The 17,437-nt window shown below is 64.5% G+C and carries 16 protein-coding genes and 1 pseudogene; 9 read left to right on the forward strand and 8 right to left on the reverse strand.

What is annotated here, in order from left to right:
- Window positions 1-4: 4 nt before the first annotated feature.
- From JYG34_RS22485 to JYG34_RS26525, 3 genes are all read right to left on the reverse strand, one after another.
- Window positions 5-1,024 (reverse strand): efflux RND transporter periplasmic adaptor subunit, encoded by a 1,020-nt coding sequence (locus JYG34_RS22485; protein ID WP_249746191.1) that lies wholly within the window; start codon window positions 1,022-1,024, stop codon window positions 5-7.
- A 204-nt stretch (window positions 1,025-1,228) separates the two neighbouring features.
- The gene (locus JYG34_RS22490) at window positions 1,229-2,380 is read right to left on the reverse strand and encodes an acyl-CoA dehydrogenase family protein (RefSeq protein WP_213658398.1); all 1,152 of its coding nucleotides are present in this window, start codon (window positions 2,378-2,380) and stop codon (window positions 1,229-1,231) included.
- A gap of 250 nt (window positions 2,381-2,630) precedes the next feature.
- Complete coding sequence (locus tag JYG34_RS26525) at window positions 2,631-2,816, reverse strand: tautomerase family protein (RefSeq protein WP_011535780.1); 186 nt, start codon at window positions 2,814-2,816, stop codon at window positions 2,631-2,633.
- 141 nt (window positions 2,817-2,957) lie between these two features.
- Between JYG34_RS26525 and JYG34_RS22500 the strand changes: the two genes are divergently transcribed.
- A complete protein-coding gene (locus JYG34_RS22500; RefSeq protein ID WP_213658399.1) occupies window positions 2,958-4,043 on the forward strand; it encodes an LLM class flavin-dependent oxidoreductase in 1,086 nt (361 codons plus the stop codon).
- A gap of 15 nt (window positions 4,044-4,058) precedes the next feature.
- On the opposite strand, the gene radA is transcribed toward JYG34_RS22500, so the two are convergent.
- Window positions 4,059-5,426 carry a DNA repair protein RadA gene (gene radA / locus JYG34_RS22505; RefSeq protein WP_011535790.1) on the reverse strand — a complete coding sequence of 456 codons (1,368 nt, stop codon included), beginning with the start codon at window positions 5,424-5,426 and terminating at the stop codon, window positions 4,059-4,061.
- Between the two features lie 178 nt (window positions 5,427-5,604).
- Between radA and mscL the strand changes: the two genes are divergently transcribed.
- Window positions 5,605-6,018, forward strand: coding sequence for a large-conductance mechanosensitive channel protein MscL (gene mscL / locus JYG34_RS22510; RefSeq protein ID WP_213658400.1), 414 nt, complete (start codon window positions 5,605-5,607; stop codon window positions 6,016-6,018).
- Between the two features lie 61 nt (window positions 6,019-6,079).
- Here mscL and JYG34_RS22515 read toward each other — a convergent pair whose 3' ends face one another.
- Entirely contained in the window at window positions 6,080-6,856 is a 777-nt protein-coding gene (locus tag JYG34_RS22515) for a ferredoxin--NADP reductase (protein ID WP_213658401.1), read from the reverse strand.
- A 214-nt stretch (window positions 6,857-7,070) separates the two neighbouring features.
- On the opposite strand from JYG34_RS22515, the pseudogene JYG34_RS22520 reads away from it, so the two are divergent.
- Window positions 7,071-7,775, forward strand: a pseudogene (locus JYG34_RS22520) (autoinducer binding domain-containing protein).
- A 96-nt stretch (window positions 7,776-7,871) separates the two neighbouring features.
- Window positions 7,872-8,996 carry a methyltransferase gene (locus tag JYG34_RS22525; RefSeq protein ID WP_213658402.1) on the forward strand — a complete coding sequence of 375 codons (1,125 nt, stop codon included), beginning with the start codon at window positions 7,872-7,874 and terminating at the stop codon, window positions 8,994-8,996.
- A gap of 87 nt (window positions 8,997-9,083) precedes the next feature.
- Here JYG34_RS22525 and JYG34_RS22530 read toward each other — a convergent pair whose 3' ends face one another.
- The 3 genes from JYG34_RS22530 to JYG34_RS22540 are packed head-to-tail and all read right to left on the reverse strand — an operon-like array spanning window position 9,084 to window position 11,682.
- Window positions 9,084-9,224 (reverse strand): DUF2474 domain-containing protein, encoded by a 141-nt coding sequence (locus JYG34_RS22530; RefSeq protein WP_213658403.1) that lies wholly within the window; start codon window positions 9,222-9,224, stop codon window positions 9,084-9,086.
- A gap of 12 nt (window positions 9,225-9,236) precedes the next feature.
- On the reverse strand, window positions 9,237-10,244 hold the full coding sequence (cydB, locus tag JYG34_RS22535) for a cytochrome d ubiquinol oxidase subunit II (RefSeq protein WP_213658404.1): 1,008 nt from the start codon (window positions 10,242-10,244) through the stop codon (window positions 9,237-9,239).
- 1 nt (window position 10,245) lies between these two features.
- A complete protein-coding gene (locus JYG34_RS22540; RefSeq protein WP_213658405.1) occupies window positions 10,246-11,682 on the reverse strand; it encodes a cytochrome ubiquinol oxidase subunit I in 1,437 nt (478 codons plus the stop codon).
- A 344-nt stretch (window positions 11,683-12,026) separates the two neighbouring features.
- On the opposite strand from JYG34_RS22540, the gene JYG34_RS22545 reads away from it, so the two are divergent.
- The 5 genes from JYG34_RS22545 (at window position 12,027) to JYG34_RS22565 (ending at window position 17,410) form a co-directional block, all read left to right on the forward strand.
- On the forward strand, window positions 12,027-13,247 hold the full coding sequence (locus tag JYG34_RS22545) for an MFS transporter (protein ID WP_213658406.1): 1,221 nt from the start codon (window positions 12,027-12,029) through the stop codon (window positions 13,245-13,247).
- Between the two features lie 280 nt (window positions 13,248-13,527).
- Window positions 13,528-14,823: an NCS2 family permease gene (locus JYG34_RS22550; RefSeq protein WP_213658407.1), complete on the forward strand. Its 1,296-nt coding sequence runs from the start codon at window positions 13,528-13,530 to the stop codon at window positions 14,821-14,823.
- Complete coding sequence (trmA, locus tag JYG34_RS22555; protein ID WP_213658408.1) at window positions 14,820-15,905, forward strand: tRNA (uridine(54)-C5)-methyltransferase TrmA; 1,086 nt, start codon at window positions 14,820-14,822, stop codon at window positions 15,903-15,905. Before JYG34_RS22550 ends, trmA begins: the two co-directional genes overlap by 4 nt.
- 58 nt (window positions 15,906-15,963) lie before the next feature.
- Window positions 15,964-16,869: a LysR family transcriptional regulator gene (locus JYG34_RS22560; RefSeq protein ID WP_213658409.1), complete on the forward strand. Its 906-nt coding sequence runs from the start codon at window positions 15,964-15,966 to the stop codon at window positions 16,867-16,869.
- A gap of 103 nt (window positions 16,870-16,972) precedes the next feature.
- Window positions 16,973-17,410 (forward strand): cupin domain-containing protein, encoded by a 438-nt coding sequence (locus JYG34_RS22565; protein WP_213658410.1) that lies wholly within the window; start codon window positions 16,973-16,975, stop codon window positions 17,408-17,410.
- Window positions 17,411-17,437: the final 27 nt, after the last annotated feature.

The following is a 17,437-nucleotide window of genomic DNA, read 5'->3' on the forward strand; positions in this document are numbered from 1 at the left end:
CTCCTCAGCGCTGGACGTTGAGCCGCACGGTGTCGGCCACAGGCTCGATGGCGACGCCGTCCTGCAGCTTGATCTGCCCGGAGGTCACCACTTCGTCGCCCGCCTGCAGGCCCTTGGCGACCACCGCCAGGCCATCGCGGCGTTCGCCGACGCTGATGTTCTGCCGGCGAACCTTCTTCAGGCCGTTCTCTTCGTAGGTGACGAACACGCTTTCGCCATAGGCGTTGTAGGTGATCGCGGTTTCCGGCACCACCAGCTCATCCTTGCCCGGCAGTTGCACCTTGACCTTGGCGTACATGCCCGGGCGCAACTTGCCCTGGTGCTCCTTGAGCAGCGCCTGGACCTTGATCACGTGGGAGTTGTTCACCTGCGGGTCGATGGCGCTGACCGTGCCTTCGAACTTCATGCCGTTCCACGCATCGACAGCCAACTCGACGGCCTGGCCCTTGACGATGTTGGCGCTGTCACGCTCGGAGACGGTGAAGTTGACCCGCAGGCCATTGAGGTCGGTGAGCGTGGCCAGTGGCCGACCGGCCTGCACGTAGTCACCCAGGTGAACCTGGCGAATGCCCAGCTCGCCGGAGAACGGCGCGCGGATGGTCTTCTGCGCGATCTGCGCCTGGATGTTCTCGAGGTTGCCCTTAGCCGCGTCGAACTGCGCCCGCGCGCTGTCCAGCGCGCGCTGGCTCTCGGCGCCGTTGCGCGCCAGGGCCTGCAAACGCCCGTAATGGGTCTTGGCGGCTTCGAACTCACCGCGCAGGCGGGTCAGCTCACCCTCTTCCGGCGAGGTGTTGAGCCTGACCACCACGTTGCCGGCCTTGACCTTGTCGCCCGAGTCGAAGGCCAGGGCCACCACCTGGCCGCTGACTTCGGCCGACAGCAGCACCTGCTGGCGGGCCTCGATCTGACCGATGGCAACCTGGTAATAGGTGTACGGCACCTGCTTGACCTTGGCCAGGGCCGCGGGTACCAGAACGGGGGCGGGCGCCGGCTCTTCTCCATGAGCCACGTAACGCAGTGACAAGCCCCCGAGTACCGCAAGCGTGATCACTGACGCCGTTACCTTCCCTAGATAGTGTTTCGCCCGCATGACTTACCCCCTGTCGCCTGGATCGGCAACCTTCTGGAAATTCAACATTTAGAAAACTCCAACCTGCACGCTGCTGGCCCGGTCGGGCCGACCGGGATTGCATCGGCTGAATGTCGGTGACTGGCGAAACTCGCCAGGTCAATAGATCTTGCTGGTCTGCGCCTTGCCCAGGTACAGCTTGCCCAGGCCGAACAGGTTCAACGGCGACAGGACGAAGTGCTTGGAACCAACATGGATGTCGCGCAGGCTGCGCTCCAGGGCGCAGGTCTTGTAGACCGCCTTGGAGCCGGTCAGCCCGTGCAACTGGTTGACGGCATTGAGCGCCTGCTCGTTGAGCAGCGAGCCGGCCAGCCCGACGCGCACGTTCATGCCGTCGCCATCGGCCAGCTGGGCCTGGGTGATGGCGTCTTCCAGCAGCAGCTGGGCGCTGTGCAGTTGCGCCAGGACGATGCCGGTCTTCTCGCTGGTCAACGCGGCCACGCCCTCGTCGGCCGGCACGGTGCGCTCGTCGCGGAAGTACTCCAGCGCGGCCTTTGCCACACCCAGCACGGTACCCATCGCGGCGATGGTGCCGAAGTCGTAGTAACCCACCTTGTAGGCCAGCGAGGCACGTGGCGGCGGGGCTTTCTTCAGCGATTCGGGGTCGACGCTGTACTGCGCCGGGACAAAGACATTGCTGCATTCGAAGTGGTTGCTGCCGGTGCCGCGCATGCCCATCACATCCCAGGTCTTGAGGATGCGGCATTCGCTGCGTGGCACGAAGAGCATGCGCACCTGCGGCTGCGAGCCATCGGCGACTTCCTGCTTGAGGGTGGCGGTGCACACCAGCCAGTCGGCGTGGGCCGAACCACTGGCGAAGCCCCACTTGCCGCTGACGCGGTAGCCACCTTCGACGGCAATGGCTTCGCCGCCGGAGTGGATCGCACCGACCACGAAGCCGTTGCACCCGCTATAGATCTCTTGTGCGGCCTGCTCGGGGAGGTAATCGGCCAGGCGGCCCATGGCGACCTGCACCATCACCTGCCAGGACACCGACGCGTCGAGGGCGGCGAGGCGCTGGACGATCTGCGAGATCACCCGCATGTCCAGTTGCTGGCCACCGAAGGCCTTGCTCACGCAAAGACGGGAAAAGCCCAGCTTGAACAGCTCGGCCATGACTTCAGGGTGGGTTTCGCCGTGCTCTTCGGCGTAGTCGCGGTGCCGCAGGATCAGCGGCCTGACCGCCTCGATACGGGCCATCCATTCTTCTGCCTCGGCAGGCAGGTCACGCCACTGCATCAATGTCTTCATGTTCAGCTCCTTGCTGTGTGGGATGAGTCCTGGGGTCCGTGTCGACATCGAACGAGGCCAATGTACGCATACAGTCGTACTGTTGCAACCCCCTCGTACAATCTTTCTGTAAAGCGTGCTTGGAAACTCCGAAGACGAGCAATCAGACGCGAGCGCCGGCAAACATCAGGCAACGGCAGTGATCGGTGGGATATCTGTAAGGCACCCGACAGAAAGGCACGGCGCCCCGCGCCGTGCCCAGGGGCAGGTTTCAACGTTCGTCGAAGGGGATGCCGCCCTTGGCCTTGTCACCGGGTGGAGCCTCGACGATCTGCACCACCACGTGTTCACGGGCGATCTCGAAACTGTTGGCCACCGCCTCGGTCACCGAGCGCAGCAGTTTCTTCTTCTGCAGGTCGGAACGGCCGGCGGTTGCGTAGACGATCACTTCTGGCATGTCGCTTCTCCTTAAGCGTGGGAGTCCAGGGGGCGCCAGCAGGTTGCCGGCGACAGGACGATCATACGCCGAGGAAAAGGAGTTGAACAGTTCGCGTACATGCGTACAATCGCGACATTCGTCACACTCCAGGAGGCAAGGATGCAATTCGGAATCTACAGCGTCGGCGACGTCACCCGCGACCCGACCACAGGCCGTATCCCCAGCGAGGCCGAGCGCCTGTCTGCAATGGTGCGCATAGCCCTCAAGGCCGAAGAAGTCGGCCTGGACGTGTTCGCCACCGGCGAGCACCACAACCCACCCTTCGTGACCTCGTCGCCCACCACCCTGCTGGCGTTCATCGCCGCGCAGACCTCACGCCTGATCCTCTCCACCTCGACCACGCTGATCACCACCAACGACCCGGTGCGCCTGGCCGAGGAATACGCGGTGCTGCAGCACCTGTCGGGCGGGCGCATGGACCTGATGCTCGGGCGCGGCAACACCGCGCCGGTCTACCCCTGGTTCGGCAAGGACATCATGCAGGGCCTGCCGCTGGCGCTGGACAACTACGACCTGTTGCACCGCCTGTGGCGCGAAGAGAACATCAACTGGGAAGGCCGCTTCCGCACCCCGCTGCACCGCTTCACGTCGATTCCCCGGCCACTGGACAACCTGCCGCCCTTCGTCTGGCATGGCTCGATCCGCACCCCGGAGATCGCCGAGCAGGCGGCGCGCCATGGTGATGGTTTCTTCGCCAGCCACATCCTCTGGCCCAAGGGGCACTTCCAGCGCATGGTGGCGTTCTACCGCTCGCGCTTCGCCCACTACGGCCACGGCACCCCGCAACAGGCCATGGTCGGGCTGGGCGGGCACATCTACGTCAACCGCCAGTCCCAAGTCGCCCGCGAGCGCTTCCGCCCGTTCTTCGACAACGCGCCGGTGTATGGCCATGGCCCTTCGCTGGAAGAGTTCATGCGCGAGACTCCGCTGTCGGTGGGTAGCCCCCAGGAGATCATCGACAAGACCCTGACCTTCCGCGAGCAGTTCGGCGACTACCAGCGCCAGCTGTTCCTGTTCGACCATGCCGGCATCCCTTTGCCGGAGGTGCTGGACATGCTGGAGCTGTTCGGCAGCGAGATCCTGCCGGTGCTGCGCCGGGAAACCGCCAAGGGGCGCAACCCCGGCGCAGCCGAGCCACCGACCCACGCCGGGCGCCTCGCCCAACGCGAACAACGCGCGGAGTGAACAGCCCCGGGCGTCTTACTCGAACAACGCATCCAGCGCCTGTTCAAGGCGGGTCACGGCGATCACCTGCAGGCCCGCCGGCGCTTCCTTCGGGGCGTTGCCCTTGGGCACGATGGCGCGCTTGAAGCCATGCTTGGCCGCTTCCTTCAGGCGTTCCTGGCCACTGGGGACCGGGCGTACCTCGCCCGACAGGCCGATCTCGCCGAACACCAGCAGGCCATGGGCCAGCGGGCGGTTGCGCAGGCTCGACATCACTGCCGCCAGCAACGCCAGGTCGGAGGCGGTCTCCAGCACCTTGACCCCGCCGACCACGTTGAGGAACACGTCCTGGTCGTGGGTGGGGATGCCGCCATGCCGGTGCAGCACCGCCAGCAGCATGGCCAGGCGGTTCTGGTCCAGGCCCAGCGTGACCCGGCGCGGGTTGGCCAGGTGGCTGTCGTCGACCAATGCCTGCACCTCCACCAGCATCGGCCGGGTCCCCTCCCACGTGGCCATGACCACACTGCCTGGCACTTCTTCCTGGGTGCGGTTGAGGAAGATCGCCGAAGGGTTCGAGACTTCTTTCAAGCCCCGGTCGGTCATGCCGAACACGCCCAGTTCGTTGACCGCGCCGAAGCGGTTCTTCACCGCCCGCAGCAGGCGCAGGCGGCCATCGGACTCACCCTCGAAATACAGCACGGTGTCGACCATGTGCTCCAGCACCCGTGGGCCGGCCAACGAGCCTTCCTTGGTGACATGGCCGACCAGGAAGATCGCCGTGCCGCTCTGCTTGGCGTAGCGCACCAGCAGCGCCGTGCTCTCGCGCACCTGGGCCACGCCGCCGGGGGCCGACTGCAACTGCTCGGTGAAGATGGTCTGGATCGAGTCGATCACCATCACCCGCGGTTTCTCCACACGGGCAGTGGCGATGATGGTTTCGATGCAGGTCTCGGTCATCACCTTGAGCTGGTCCTGGGGCAGGCCCAGGCGCCGCGAACGCATGGCCACCTGTTGCTGCGACTCCTCGCCGGTGACGTACAGCGCGGGCATCTGCACGGCGATGTTGCACAAGGTCTGCAGGAGGATGGTCGACTTGCCGATGCCGGGGTCGCCACCGATCAGCACCACGGAGCCGTCCACCAGGCCGCCCCCCAGCACCCGGTCGAGCTCGGTGCTGCTGGTGGTGAAGCGCGGGATCTCCTCGACGCTCACCTCGGCCAGGGTCTTGATCTGCGCCTGCTGCCCGGTCCAGCCGGCACGGCCGCTCGGCGCGGCAGCGCCGCCGCTCTCGATCATGGTTTCGACCAGGGTGTTCCAGGCACCGCAGTCGCCGCACTGGCCGGCCCACTTGGGGAAGGTCGCGCCGCACTCGGTGCAGCCATACAAGCGCTTGGCCTTGGCCATGGGCGGGGTCTCCTGGAAAAAACCGCCATGATAGCCGAACACGGACGTGTCCCGGAGGCCTCGAAGGGCGACAAAACTATTCGCGCTAAGCACAGTCATTAGCTGCGAACGTCACGCATGAAGCGTTTTAGTGGCTTACACTGCGTTTACCTCTCCATTCGTAACAAAGGAATACAGCATGGGCATGCTCAGTGAATTCAAGGCCTTCGCGGTCAAGGGAAATGTCGTCGACATGGCGGTGGGTATCATCATCGGCGCGGCCTTCGGCAAGATCGTGTCGTCCTTCGTCGGTGACGTGATCATGCCCCCCATCGGCCTGCTGATCGGCGGCGTGGACTTCAGCGACCTGGCCATCACGCTCAAGGCCGCCGAAGGCGATGTGCCGGCCGTGGTGCTGGCTTATGGCAAGTTCATCCAGACCATCCTCGACTTCATCATCGTCGCCTTCGCCATTTTCATGGGGGTGAAGGTGATCAACCGCCTCAAGCGCGAAGAAGCCGTGGCCCCGACCGCACCGCCAGTGCCCACCGCCGAAGAAACCCTGCTGACCGAGATTCGCGACCTGCTCAAGGCGCAGAACCGCCAGCCCTGACGAAAACGGCGCAACCGCTGTAGGCCCAGCGTTGCTGGCGCCTACAGGGGGATATCGCGCTTTACCAGTAGTTCTCCACCGCCACCTGGCCAGGGCGCTTGCTCAGGCTCAGTTGCAGGTCGCGAGCCTTCAGCACCTTGCGCGTCTCGTCGATCATGTCCGGGTTGCCGCACAGCATGATCCGCGAATGCTCCGGCGACAGTGCCAGCCCCGCGGCGTTCTCCAGCTCGCCATTTTCGATCAGCGTGGTGATGCGCGCGTTCAATGCGCCAGGATGCTGCTCACGGGTTACCACCGGAATGAATTGCAGCTTGCCGGCGAACTCCGCCAGATAGTCGCGTTGCTCCAGGCCAGCGATTTCCTCCAGATAAGCCAGCTCCTTCGCCTCGCGCACCGAGTACACCAGCTTGATGTTGTCGAAACGTTCCCAGGCCTCGAAATCCTGGAGTATCGACATGAAGGGCGCGATGCCAGTCCCCGTGGCAAGCAGCCACAGGTCGCGACCGCCGACGAACCTATCGAGTGTCAGGTAGCCGAAGGCCTGGCGGTCGATCAGCAGGCTGTCGCCCTCGGCCAGCCGGCTGAGCTCACTGGTGAATTCGCCACCGGGCACCACGATGGAGAAGAAGTCGAGAAACTCGTCATGGGGCGCGCTGACCATGGAATAGGCACGCCAGACCACGCTGCCGTCAGCCTTGGTCACCCCCAGGCGAGCGAACTGCCCGGCGCGGAAGCGAAACCCCGTATCACGGCTGACCCGCAGGCTGAACAGGTTGGGCGTCAGAGGCTGGACATCGAGCAGGGTCTGGCGGGTGAACTTGTCGGCACTGGCGGACATGACGGGCTCCATTGAACAATTGCGCCTAGTGTCGCGCAATGCGGGCGGGATAAACACCGTCGGTTTGTAGGGTATCGTCGATTGACTACAGCAAACTGCTTAGAAAACAGCACAGCTATAGCAAAAAAACCGAGCACAAAACGAGGACATTTCCTACACTTCGTCCCGTGCGGCGCAGTAATTGGATCCAAGGCGAAACAATGGAGCTTCACCGATGCCTTACTGGAAGAGCGAAGATGCCCAACGTCTGCTGGTAGAGAGCGATCCTCAGCGGATGTTCGAAATTGCCGTGACGATGGCCCAGGCACTGTGAATGGAATATCTCGGCCTGAGCCTGCACCTGCACATCGCCGCCCATAATCCGCAGGTGATTCTCTACAACAATTATCCGCGCGAGTGGAACGAACGCTACCGACAGGGAAACTTCCTCACGATAGACCCAGTAGTATCAATGTGCCATAAATCTACCAAGCCGCAAGTCTGGAGCGACGAACTGTTCCGCGAGGTTCCACATTTTCGCGAAGCGGCCATGGGATTCGGGATCACCCACGGCTGGACCCAGTCGGTCTTCGATCACCGACACAATGAAAGTCAGCTGAGCGTGTGTCGGGGCAAACGCCCAATCAAGGTGAAGGAAATCCATGACAAAGCTTGCCTGGTGATGTGGCTGTGCAACACATTGCACGCGGCACTCAGTGAGCACCATCTGGAAAAACTCAGCCCGACACCCAATCTGAGCGAGCGTGAGCTGGAAGTGCTGAAGTGGTCCGCGGCCGGCAAGACTGCGGCGGACGTGGCGACCATCCTGTCGCTGTCGACCAGCACGGTGAACTTCCATATTCGCAGCGTGATCGACAAGACCAACGCCAACAACAAGGCCGGAGCCATTGCCATCGCTGCCCTGCGCGGCCTGCTCTGACAGCCCGTCCCCCGTCGATGGGTAAAGCCCTGTAGAATCGCCCACCGCAAGCCTGCCGCACAGCGCGCCAGGCAGATTCGCAGCTGAGCCCATGTCATGCCCCTGTTCAACAGCCCCTTCGCCGACCTCGACCTGATCCGCCAGCCGGAGCAGGCCAATGACCCGCTGCTGGCCTTCGACGCCGCCGACCAGTATCTGCTGGAATACCTGGCCGCCCAGGCGCCGACCGCCAACGGCAAGGTGCTGGTGCTCAACGACAGCTTCGGCGCCCTGGCGGCCAGCCTGGCCGGACAGGTGGCGGTGATCAGCAGCGGCGACTCGCACCTGGCGCGCATGGCGCTGGAGAAAAACCTGGCACGTAACGGCAAGGGCTTTGACAGCGTGCCGTTCATTCCTGCCAACCAAGCCTGGCAAGGCCCGTTCGACCGGGTGCTGGTGCGGGTGCCCAAGACCCTGGCCTTGCTCGAGGAACAGTTGATCCGCCTGCAAGGCCAGCTTGCCCCGGGCGCCCAGGTGATCGCCGGCGCCATGATCAAGCACCTGCCACGCGCCGCGGGCGACCTGATGGAGAAGTACATCGGCCCGGTCCAGGCTTCACTGGCACAAAAGAAGGCCCGCCTGCTCACCGCCACCGTCGCCGAACGGCCACAGGCATGCTCGCCCTACCCTAGCCGCTACCGCCTGGACAGCCCTGCGCTGGAGCTGCTCAACCATGCCAACGTGTTCTGCCGCGAAGGACTGGACATTGGCACCCGGGCCTTCCTGCCCCACCTGCCGCGCGACCTGGGCCAGGCGCGGGTCGCGGACCTGGGCTGCGGCAACGGCGTGCTGGCCATCGCCAGCGCCCTGGCCAACCCCGATGCCCACTACACGCTGGTGGACGAGTCGTACATGGCAGTGCAATCGGCCCGGGACAACTGGCAGGCGGCGCTGGGCGAACGCGCAGTCGAGATTCACGCGGCCGACGGCTTGGCCGGGCAAGAAAAGCAGTCGCTGGATGTGGTGCTGTGCAACCCGCCGTTCCACCAGCAGCAAGTGGTCGGCGACTTCCTCGCCTGGCGGATGTTCCAGCAAGCCCGTGAGGCGCTGGTGGTCGGGGGGGCGTTGTATATCGTCGGCAACCGGCACCTGGGCTATCACAGCAAATTGGCGCGGTTGTTCCGAGGTGTCGAGCAGGTGGCGGCGACGCCGAAGTTCGTGGTGCTCAAAGCGCGTAAATGAAGAGGACCGCGCCGACCTCAAGATCAGCGCGGTCCCTGCAGGAGCGGGTTCACCCGCGATGGGCTGCATGGCAGCCCGCCTTGCAGATCAGTGGGTACTCAACCCCGCCGCGCTCATGAACATGCGCATGCCATAGGCCACCACCCCCAGCGCCGCGACACTCAGCGCCCAGATCAGCACCAGCCAACCCACACGTTGCCACAGCGGTTTCTTTTCTTCGACGTTCATCACGACGCGCTCCTAGTGATAGCCATCTTCATGGGTCACCTTGCCGCGGAACACGTAGTAGCTCCAGTAGGTGTAACCCAGAATGAACGGCAGGATGAACAACGTGCCCACCAGCATGAAGCCCTGGCTCTGCGGTGGTGCCGCGGCGTCCCAGATGCTGATCGACGGCGGGATGATGTTCGGCCACAGGCTGATGCCCAACCCGCTGTAGCCCAGGAAGATCAGCACCAGGGTCAGCAGGAACGGCGTGTAGTGCGCGTTTCGCGCCACCGCCCGCAGCAAGCCGTAGAAGGTCACCAGCACCAGGATCGGCACCGGCATGAACCAGACCAGGTTGGGCATGCTGAACCAGCGTTCGGCGATCTGCGGGTAGGCGATCGGTGTCCACAGGCTGACAATACCGATAACCGCCAGCAGCACCAGCGCCAGGGGCCGGGCGATGTCATGCATCTTCTGCTGCAGCGGCCCTTCGGTCTTCATGATCAACCAGGTGCAACCCAGCAAGGTGTAGGCCACGATCAGGCCCAGGCCGCAGAACAGCGTGAACGGGGTCAGCCAGTCCAGGGTGCCGCCGGCGAACTTGCGGTCGACCACCTTGAAGCCTTCGATGAAGGCGCCCAGGGCCACGCCCTGGAAGAAGGTCGCCACCAGCGAGCCCCAGATGAACGCCTTGTCCCATATATGCCGTTTGTTCGCTCTGGCCTTGAAGCGGAACTCGAAGGCCACGCCACGGAAGATCAGGCCCACCAGCATCAGGATCAACGGCAGGTACAGCGCCTCGAGCACCACCGAATAGGCCAGCGGGAAGGCACCGAACAGCGCCGCGCCCCCCAGCACCAGCCAGGTTTCATTGCCGTCCCATACCGGGGCGACGGTGTTCATCATCACATCGCGGTCACGCTCGCCCTTCACGAAGGGGAAAAGCATGCCGATCCCCAGGTCGAAACCATCCATCACCACGTACATCATGACGCCGAAGATGATGATCACGGCCCAGATCAGCGGAAGATCGATACCCATCTCAGTTCCCCTCGCTCAGGCTGGTGGAGTCGGCCTCGTGGCCTTCATCGGCGGCGGACAACGGCCGTGCCGGCGTGCGTTTCTGGCCGGGGCCACCAGGGGTGTGCTCCTCGCCTTCGCCGGTTTTCGGCCCTTTGCGCACCAGGCGCATCATGTAGCCGATACCGGTGCCGAACAGGGCGAAGTAGACCACCACGAACATCACCAGGGTGAAGCCCAGCTGCGCGTAGCTGTGGTTGGATACCCCATCGGCGGTGCGCATCAACCCGTAGACCACCCACGGCTGGCGGCCAACCTCGGTGGTGAACCAGCCGGCGAGGATGGCGATCAGCCCCGATGGCCCCATCCACAGGGTGAGGTAGAGGAACGGCCGCGAGCTGTACAGCGTGCCACGCTTGCGCAGCCACAGGCTCCACAGGCCGACCAGGATCATCAGCATGCCCAGCCCGACCATGATCCGGAACGACCAGAACACGATGGTGGAGTTAGGCCGGTCCTCGGGTGGAAACTCCTTCATGGCCGGGACCTGCTTGTCCAGGCTATGGGTGAGGATCAGGCTGCCCAGTGCCGGGATCTCGACCTTGAAGCGCGTGGTCTCGGCTTTCATGTCGGGGATGCCGAACAGGATCAGTGGGGTCGGCTCGCCGGGCTTGTTTTCCCAGTGCCCCTCGATGGCGGCGATCTTCACCGGCTGGTGCTTGAGGGTATTGAGCCCGTGGAAGTCACCGATCACCGCCTGCACCGGCGCGACGATCAGCGCCATCCACATGGCCATCGACAGCATCTTGCGCACCGCTGGGTTGTCACGCCCGCGCAGCAGGTGCCAGGCCGCCGACGAACCGACGAAGAACGCGGTGGCGACGAACGCCGCGGTGGCCATGTGCATCAGGCGATAGGGGAACGACGGGTTGAAGATCACGGCGAACCAGTCCACCGGGATCACCTGGCCATTGACGATCTCGTAGCCCTGGGGGGTCTGCATCCAGCTGTTGGAGGCCAGGATCCAGAACGTCGACACCAGCGTGCCGAGCGCCACCATGCAGGTGGCGAAGAAATGCAGGCCGCGGCCGACACGGTTCCAGCCGAACAGCATGACACCGAGGAAACCGGCCTCCAGGAAGAAGGCGGTCAGCACCTCGTAGGTGAGCAACGGGCCGGTGATGGAGCCAGCGAAATCGGAAAACTGGCTCCAGTTCGTACCGAATTGATAGGCCATGACCAGGCCGGAGACCACGCCCATGCCGAAGTTGACGGCGAAGATCTTCGACCAGAAGTGGTACAGGTCACGGTAGGTGTTGTCGCCGGTCTTCAGCCAAAGACCTTCGAGGACTGCCAGGTAGCTCGCCAGGCCAATGGTGATGGCCGGGAACAGGATGTGAAAGGACACGGTAAAGGCAAACTGGATTCGGGCGAGCTCTAGGGCTTCTAATCCGAACATGGTGCTTCCTCTTCAGATAATCCGGCGGCCGGGCCCACGGCCCTGTCGCCCACTGCCCCCACGGGATGTCGAGTGTGGCCTGTTCTTTTTGTTCTGTTCGATCGCAGGGATTCCGGCCCGGAGGCCAAATCGTTGCTTCTGGAACGATTGATCCAGATCAACGACTGTTTGGAAGCATAGTCCTGAATGACCTATCCGGATGTGTGGTTGATTGCCGCGTGACCCGATGTCTCACCCTCTTTTGCGATGCCTGCGGAGTTGATCCACGCGGTTTTCAGCAACCAATTGTTACAAACAGATGTTACGCTTCAGCCCCCTCCAGCACCGAGGTCGCAGGCTCCCCGATGTCCGATTCCGCCCCGCAACTGCTGCGCCATCACCGCCCCTTCATCGCTTTCTGGCTGGCCCGGGTGTTCACCGCCAGTGGCTTCCAGATGCTCACCGTGGCCATCGGCTGGCACCTCTACCAACTGACCGGCAATGTCCTCGACCTGGGCCTGGTCGGCCTGGTCGAGTTCGCCCCCCGTGTGCTGTTCATGCTGCACACCGGCCACGTCGCCGACCGCCATGACCGGCGCAAGGTTGCCGCCCTGTGCCAGACCCTGCAGGCGCTGATCGCCCTGGTACTGGCCCTGGGCAGTTTTACCGACAACGTCAGCCGCGAGTTGATCTTTGCGCTGGCCTTCCTGCTGGGGGCCGCCCGTTCGTTCGAAATGCCAGCGACCCAGGCCCTGTTGCCCAACGTCGTGCCACCCGGGCTTTTCCCCCGTGCGGTGGCAGCCTCGGCTTCCGCTTCGCAGGCGGCGACCATCGTCGCCCCGGCGGTGGGCGGCCTGCTGTATGCCTTCGGCAGTACCTGGGTGTATGGCCCGACTGTGGCCCTGTATGTCATCGCCTGCCTGCTCACCCTGAACCTGGACGCCCGCCAGCAACTCCCACAACGCGGCCGCGCCAGCCTCGACTCGCTGCTGGCCGGGATCCGCTTCATCCGCAGCCGCCCGGACATCCTCGGCGCCATCTCGCTGGACCTGTTCGCCGTGCTGCTGGGCGGCGCCACCGCGCTGTTGCCGGTGTTCGCCAAGGACATCCTGCTCACCGGCGCCTGGGGCCTGGGCCTGCTGCGTTCGGCGCCCGCCGTCGGTGCGTTGCTGATGTCGCTGTGGTTGGCGCGCTTCCCGGTGGAGCGCAAGGTGGGGTTGACCATGTTCACCGCAGTGGGCGTGTTCGGCGTGGCGACCATCGCCTTCGGCCTCTCGACCTCCTTCTGGTTCTCCCTGGCGGTGCTGGTGGTGCTGGGCGCGGCGGACATGATCAGCATGGTCATCCGCAGCGCCTTCGTGCAGCTGGAGACGCCGGACGAGATGCGCGGCCGGGTGAGCGCCGTGAATGGGTTGTTCATCGGTGCCTCGAATCAGCTCGGCGAGTTCGAATCGGGCGTGACCGCGCACTGGTTTGGCACAGTGCCGGCAGTGGTGCTCGGTGGCGTGGGCACGCTGGTGGTGACCGGGGTGTGGATGAAGCTGTTCCCGACGCTGACCCATCGGGACCGGATGCATGACGGCTGACCGGTTGCCTGTGCCGGCCCTTTCGCGGGTAAACCCGCTCCCACAGGGATCGCGCCGCCCTCAGGCCCTGTGGAATGCCTGTGGGAGCAGGTTTACCCGCGAAGAGGCCGGTGCAAGCAAAAGAAAACCTACGCCCCAACGGCAATAGGCCCCCGCCATCCATGCTGGTATGATGCGCGGCTTTTTTCCGCCCCACACAAAACCACGGCATCCGGTACGGTCTGTGCTTTGCTGTTGGGGTCGATACATTCACGGCGCGAGGGCGCCCTGGGGAGCAGGCATGCTGGAAAGGCTGTTTCAACTAAGAGCACACAACACCAACGTGCGCACCGAGATTCTCGCGGGCGTCACCACCTTCCTGGCCATGGCCTACATCCTGTTCGTCAACCCGAGCATCCTCGGCGAGACCGGCATGGACAAGGGCGCGATCTTCGTCGCCACCTGCCTGGCCGCGGCCATCGGCTCGGTGACCATGGGCATCATCGCCAACTACCCGATCGCCCTGGCGCCGGGCATGGGCCTGAACGCCTTCTTCACCTACACCGTGGTCCTGCACATGGGCCACACCTGGCAGGTGGCATTGGGCGCGGTGTTCCTCTCCGCGGTGCTGTTCTTCCTGCTGTCGATCTTCCGCATCCGCGAGTGGATCGTGAACAGCATCCCGCTGCCGCTGCGCTCGGCCATTGCCGCCGGTATCGGCCTGTTCCTGGCGCTGATCGCCCTGCATAACGCCGGCATCGTCGTCGATAACCAGGCGACCCTGGTGGGCCTTGGCGACCTCAAGCAACCGGCGCCGATCCTCGCCACCCTGGGCTTCTTCCTGATCGTCGCCCTCGAGGCGATGAAGGTGCGTGGCGCCGTGCTGATCGGCATCCTCGCCGTGACCGTCGCCTCGATTGCCCTGGGCGTCACCCCGTTCGGCGGCGTGGTGTCGATGCCACCATCGCTGGCCCCGACCTTCCTGCAACTGGACATCGCCGGCGCCCTCGACGTGGGCCTGATCAGCGTGATCTTCGCCTTCCTGTTCGTCGACCTGTTCGACAACTCCGGCACCCTGATCGGCGTGGCCAAGCGCGCCGGCCTGATGGGCAAGGACGGCCACATGCCGAAAATGGGCCGCGCCCTGATCGCCGACAGCACCGCCGCCATGGCCGGCTCGCTGCTGGGCACCTCGACCACCACCAGCTACATCGAATCGGCCGCGGGCGTGAGCGCCGGAGGCCGCACCGGCCTGACCGCCATCGTGGTCGCGATCCTGTTCCTGCTGGCGCTGTTCTTCGCCCCGCTGGCCGGCAGCGTGCCGGCCTTCGCCACCGCCCCGGCGCTGCTGTTCGTCGCCGTGCTGATGGCCTCGGGCCTGGCCGAGATCAACTGGGACGATGTCACCGAAGCCGCGCCGGTGGTGGTGACCGCCCTGGCCATGCCGCTGACCTACTCGATCGCCAACGGCATCGCCTTCGGTTTCATCGCCTGGACCGCCATCAAGCTGATCTCCGGTCGTCACCGCGACCTGAACCCGGCGTTGGTGATCCTGTCGATCCTGTTCGTCATCAAGCTGGGCTGGTTCAACGCATGAGTGCTGTCTTCGATCCCTCGCAATATGACGCGCAGCTGGCGGCCAAGGCCGCCCGCCTGCGCGAGCTGCTGGCACCGTTCGGCGCGCCGGAGCCGGCAGTGTTCGACTCGCCGCGCGAACACTACCGCCTGCGCGCCGAGTTTCGCCTGTGGCGCGAGGGTGGCCAGCGCCACTATGCGATGTTCGCCCCGGGCGAAAAGCACAAGGCGATCCTGATCGACGACTTCCCCATTGCCAGCCAGCGCATCAATGACCTGATGCCGCGCCTGAAAGCCGCTTGGCAGGGCAACGAGGACCTGAACAACCGCCTGTTCCAGGTGGAGTTCCTCACCACCCTGGCCGGTGATGCGATGGTCACCTTGTGCTACCACCGCCCGCTGGACGACGCCTGGGAAGCCGCCGCGCAGCACCTGGCCAGCGACCTGAACGTCAGTGTGATCGGCCGTTCCAAGGGCAAGCGCGTGGTGATCGGCCGTGACTACGCGGTGGAGAGCCTCGACATCGCCGGCCGTACCTTCAGCTACCGCCAGCCCGAAGGCGCCTTCACCCAGCCCAACGGCGCGGTGAACCAGAAGATGCTCGGCTGGGCCTTCGAGGCCATGGGCACGCGTGACGACGACCTGCTCGAGCTGTACTGCGGCAACGGCAACTTCACCCTGCCGCTGGCCACCCGTGCGCGCCAGGTGCTGGCCACCGAGATCAGCAAGACCTCGGTCAACGCAGCCCTGCACAACCTCGACGAGAACGGTATCGACAACGTGCGCCTGGTGCGCCTGTCGGCCGAGGAACTGACCCAGGCGCTGAACGAGGTTCGCCCGTTCCGCCGCCTGGAAGGCATCGACCTGAAAAGCTACGACTTCGGCACCGTGTTCGTCGACCCGCCGCGCGCCGGCATGGACCCGGACACCTGCGAGCTGACCCGGCGCTTCGAGCGCATCCTGTACATCTCCTGCAACCCGCAGACCCTGGCGCAGAACATCGCCCAGCTGCAGGATACCCACCGTATCGAGCGCTGCGCCCTGTTCGACCAGTTCCCCTACACCCACCACATGGAAAGCGGGGTGCTGCTGGTTCGGCGCTGACCCGCGACCGGGCGGGGCCGCAACGGCCCCGCCGCTCGCTGCAAGGAGTGATGTGCCGATGGACCAGTTCAGTGCCATGCAGACCTTCCGCCGGGTCGTCGACCTCGGTAGTTTCAGCGCCGCCGCCACGCAGGCGGGGCTATCCCACACCGTGCTGTCGCGCCAGGTCAAGAACCTCGAGCGCCACCTCGGCACGCAACTGCTCAACCGCACCACCCGGCGCCTGCAACTGACCGAAGCCGGCGCGCTGTTCTATCGCCACTGCGTGCAGATCCTCGAGCAGATGCAGGCGATGACCCTGGAGTTGTCCGAGCACCAGCAACAACCCACCGGCACCCTGCGCCTGGGTGTGGCGACCGCGTTCGGTGAACTGGAGCTGGGCCGTTGGCTGCCGGACTTCGTCGAGCGTCACCAGCGCCTGCAGATCGAGCTCAACTGCAGCGATCGTTTTGTCGACCTGCTGGAAGAGGACATCGATGTCTGCCTGCGCGTGACCGGCCACCTGCCCGACTCCAGCCTGGTGGCACGCAAGCTCGCCACCAGCGAGGTACTGCTGGTGGCCGCACCCGCCTACCTTGAACGCCACGGCTACCCCAGCACGCCCGACGCCCTCGCTGCGCATCCACTGCTTGGCTACAGCCAACTGCTGCATCCGCAGCGCCTGCAACTTCGCGGGCCAGATGGGGAGACGGCTGATGTGGTCATGCCCCGGCGACTGAGCGCCAACTCGCCGATGGCCCTGCGCGCAGCCGCCATCGGTGGCCTGGGGATCGCCAGCTTCGACCGTTTCATCGTGCACGACGCCCTGCGCGACGGGCGCCTGATACCGGTACTTGAAGGGTGGTCACTCCCCTCGCGCGCACTGTATGCCCTCTATCCGCAAAGCCGTTACCTGGCGCCGAAGGTGCGCGCCCTGCTCGACTTTGTGCAGGCTTACTACGACACGCCACGCTGGCAAACTTGATATGTGCTTTTATTGCACAAGTCATGGCATTAGATTGGCGTATTTGTGCTTTCAATGATTGACTAACCTTCGCTCCACCTTTTACCTGGCGAAGGAGCCTCCCATGAAAGCACTGAAACTGATGATCGCAGGCCTGACCCTGGCTGGCCTTGCCGGCACCGCTATCGCGGCAGGCGAACATCGCGTCTCGGTACCCGACAGCGCCACCCTGCAATGGCAGGAAGTCTCGGGCACGCAAGGCGCGGTGCGCTACGCCAATGTCGAAGGCGACCTGTTCGGCAAAGGCCCGTACTCGGCCTATGTGCAGTTCCGCAAGGGCACCGACAATGGCCTGCACACCCACAGCCAGACACTGCCGACCGTGGTGTTGAGCGGCACGTTCTATGCGGTGATCGATGGTAAGCGCGTCGAGTACCCGGCCGGTGCCTACTACAAGTTGCCGGCGAACCTGGTCCATGAGAGTGGCTGCACGGCGGCGGCCGACTGCTTGTTGTTCCAATACCAGGCGGACGCCTTCGACCTGAAGCCGGTCAAAGGCTGAGTGTTCCCGTAGGAGCCGGCTTGCCGG

The sequence above is a fragment of the Pseudomonas entomophila genome (genome assembly GCF_018417595.1).
In the GTDB taxonomy this organism is placed as follows: domain Bacteria; phylum Pseudomonadota; class Gammaproteobacteria; order Pseudomonadales; family Pseudomonadaceae; genus Aquipseudomonas; species Aquipseudomonas entomophila_C.

What these genes read in the sequence shown, in the direction of transcription:
- JYG34_RS22490 (WP_213658398.1), bottom strand. Translation starts at nt 2,380, where the DNA reads ATGAAGACATTGATGCAGTGGCGTGACCTGCCTGCCGAGGCAGAAGAA.
- JYG34_RS26525 (WP_011535780.1), bottom strand. Translation starts at nt 2,816, where the DNA reads ATGCCAGAAGTGATCGTCTACGCAACCGCCGGCCGTTCCGACCTGCAG.
- JYG34_RS22500 (WP_213658399.1), top strand. Translation starts at nt 2,958, where the DNA reads ATGCAATTCGGAATCTACAGCGTCGGCGACGTCACCCGCGACCCGACC.
- radA (WP_011535790.1), bottom strand. Translation starts at nt 5,426, where the DNA reads ATGGCCAAGGCCAAGCGCTTGTATGGCTGCACCGAGTGCGGCGCGACC.
- mscL (WP_213658400.1), top strand. Translation starts at nt 5,605, where the DNA reads ATGGGCATGCTCAGTGAATTCAAGGCCTTCGCGGTCAAGGGAAATGTC.
- JYG34_RS22515 (WP_213658401.1), bottom strand. Translation starts at nt 6,856, where the DNA reads ATGTCCGCCAGTGCCGACAAGTTCACCCGCCAGACCCTGCTCGATGTC.
- JYG34_RS22525 (WP_213658402.1), top strand. Translation starts at nt 7,872, where the DNA reads ATGCCCCTGTTCAACAGCCCCTTCGCCGACCTCGACCTGATCCGCCAG.
- JYG34_RS22530 (WP_213658403.1), bottom strand. Translation starts at nt 9,224, where the DNA reads ATGAACGTCGAAGAAAAGAAACCGCTGTGGCAACGTGTGGGTTGGCTG.
- cydB (WP_213658404.1), bottom strand. Translation starts at nt 10,244, where the DNA reads ATGGGTATCGATCTTCCGCTGATCTGGGCCGTGATCATCATCTTCGGC.
- JYG34_RS22540 (WP_213658405.1), bottom strand. Translation starts at nt 11,682, where the DNA reads ATGTTCGGATTAGAAGCCCTAGAGCTCGCCCGAATCCAGTTTGCCTTT.
- JYG34_RS22545 (WP_213658406.1), top strand. Translation starts at nt 12,027, where the DNA reads ATGTCCGATTCCGCCCCGCAACTGCTGCGCCATCACCGCCCCTTCATC.
- JYG34_RS22550 (WP_213658407.1), top strand. Translation starts at nt 13,528, where the DNA reads ATGCTGGAAAGGCTGTTTCAACTAAGAGCACACAACACCAACGTGCGC.
- trmA (WP_213658408.1), top strand. Translation starts at nt 14,820, where the DNA reads ATGAGTGCTGTCTTCGATCCCTCGCAATATGACGCGCAGCTGGCGGCC.
- JYG34_RS22560 (WP_213658409.1), top strand. Translation starts at nt 15,964, where the DNA reads ATGGACCAGTTCAGTGCCATGCAGACCTTCCGCCGGGTCGTCGACCTC.
- JYG34_RS22565 (WP_213658410.1), top strand. Translation starts at nt 16,973, where the DNA reads ATGAAAGCACTGAAACTGATGATCGCAGGCCTGACCCTGGCTGGCCTT.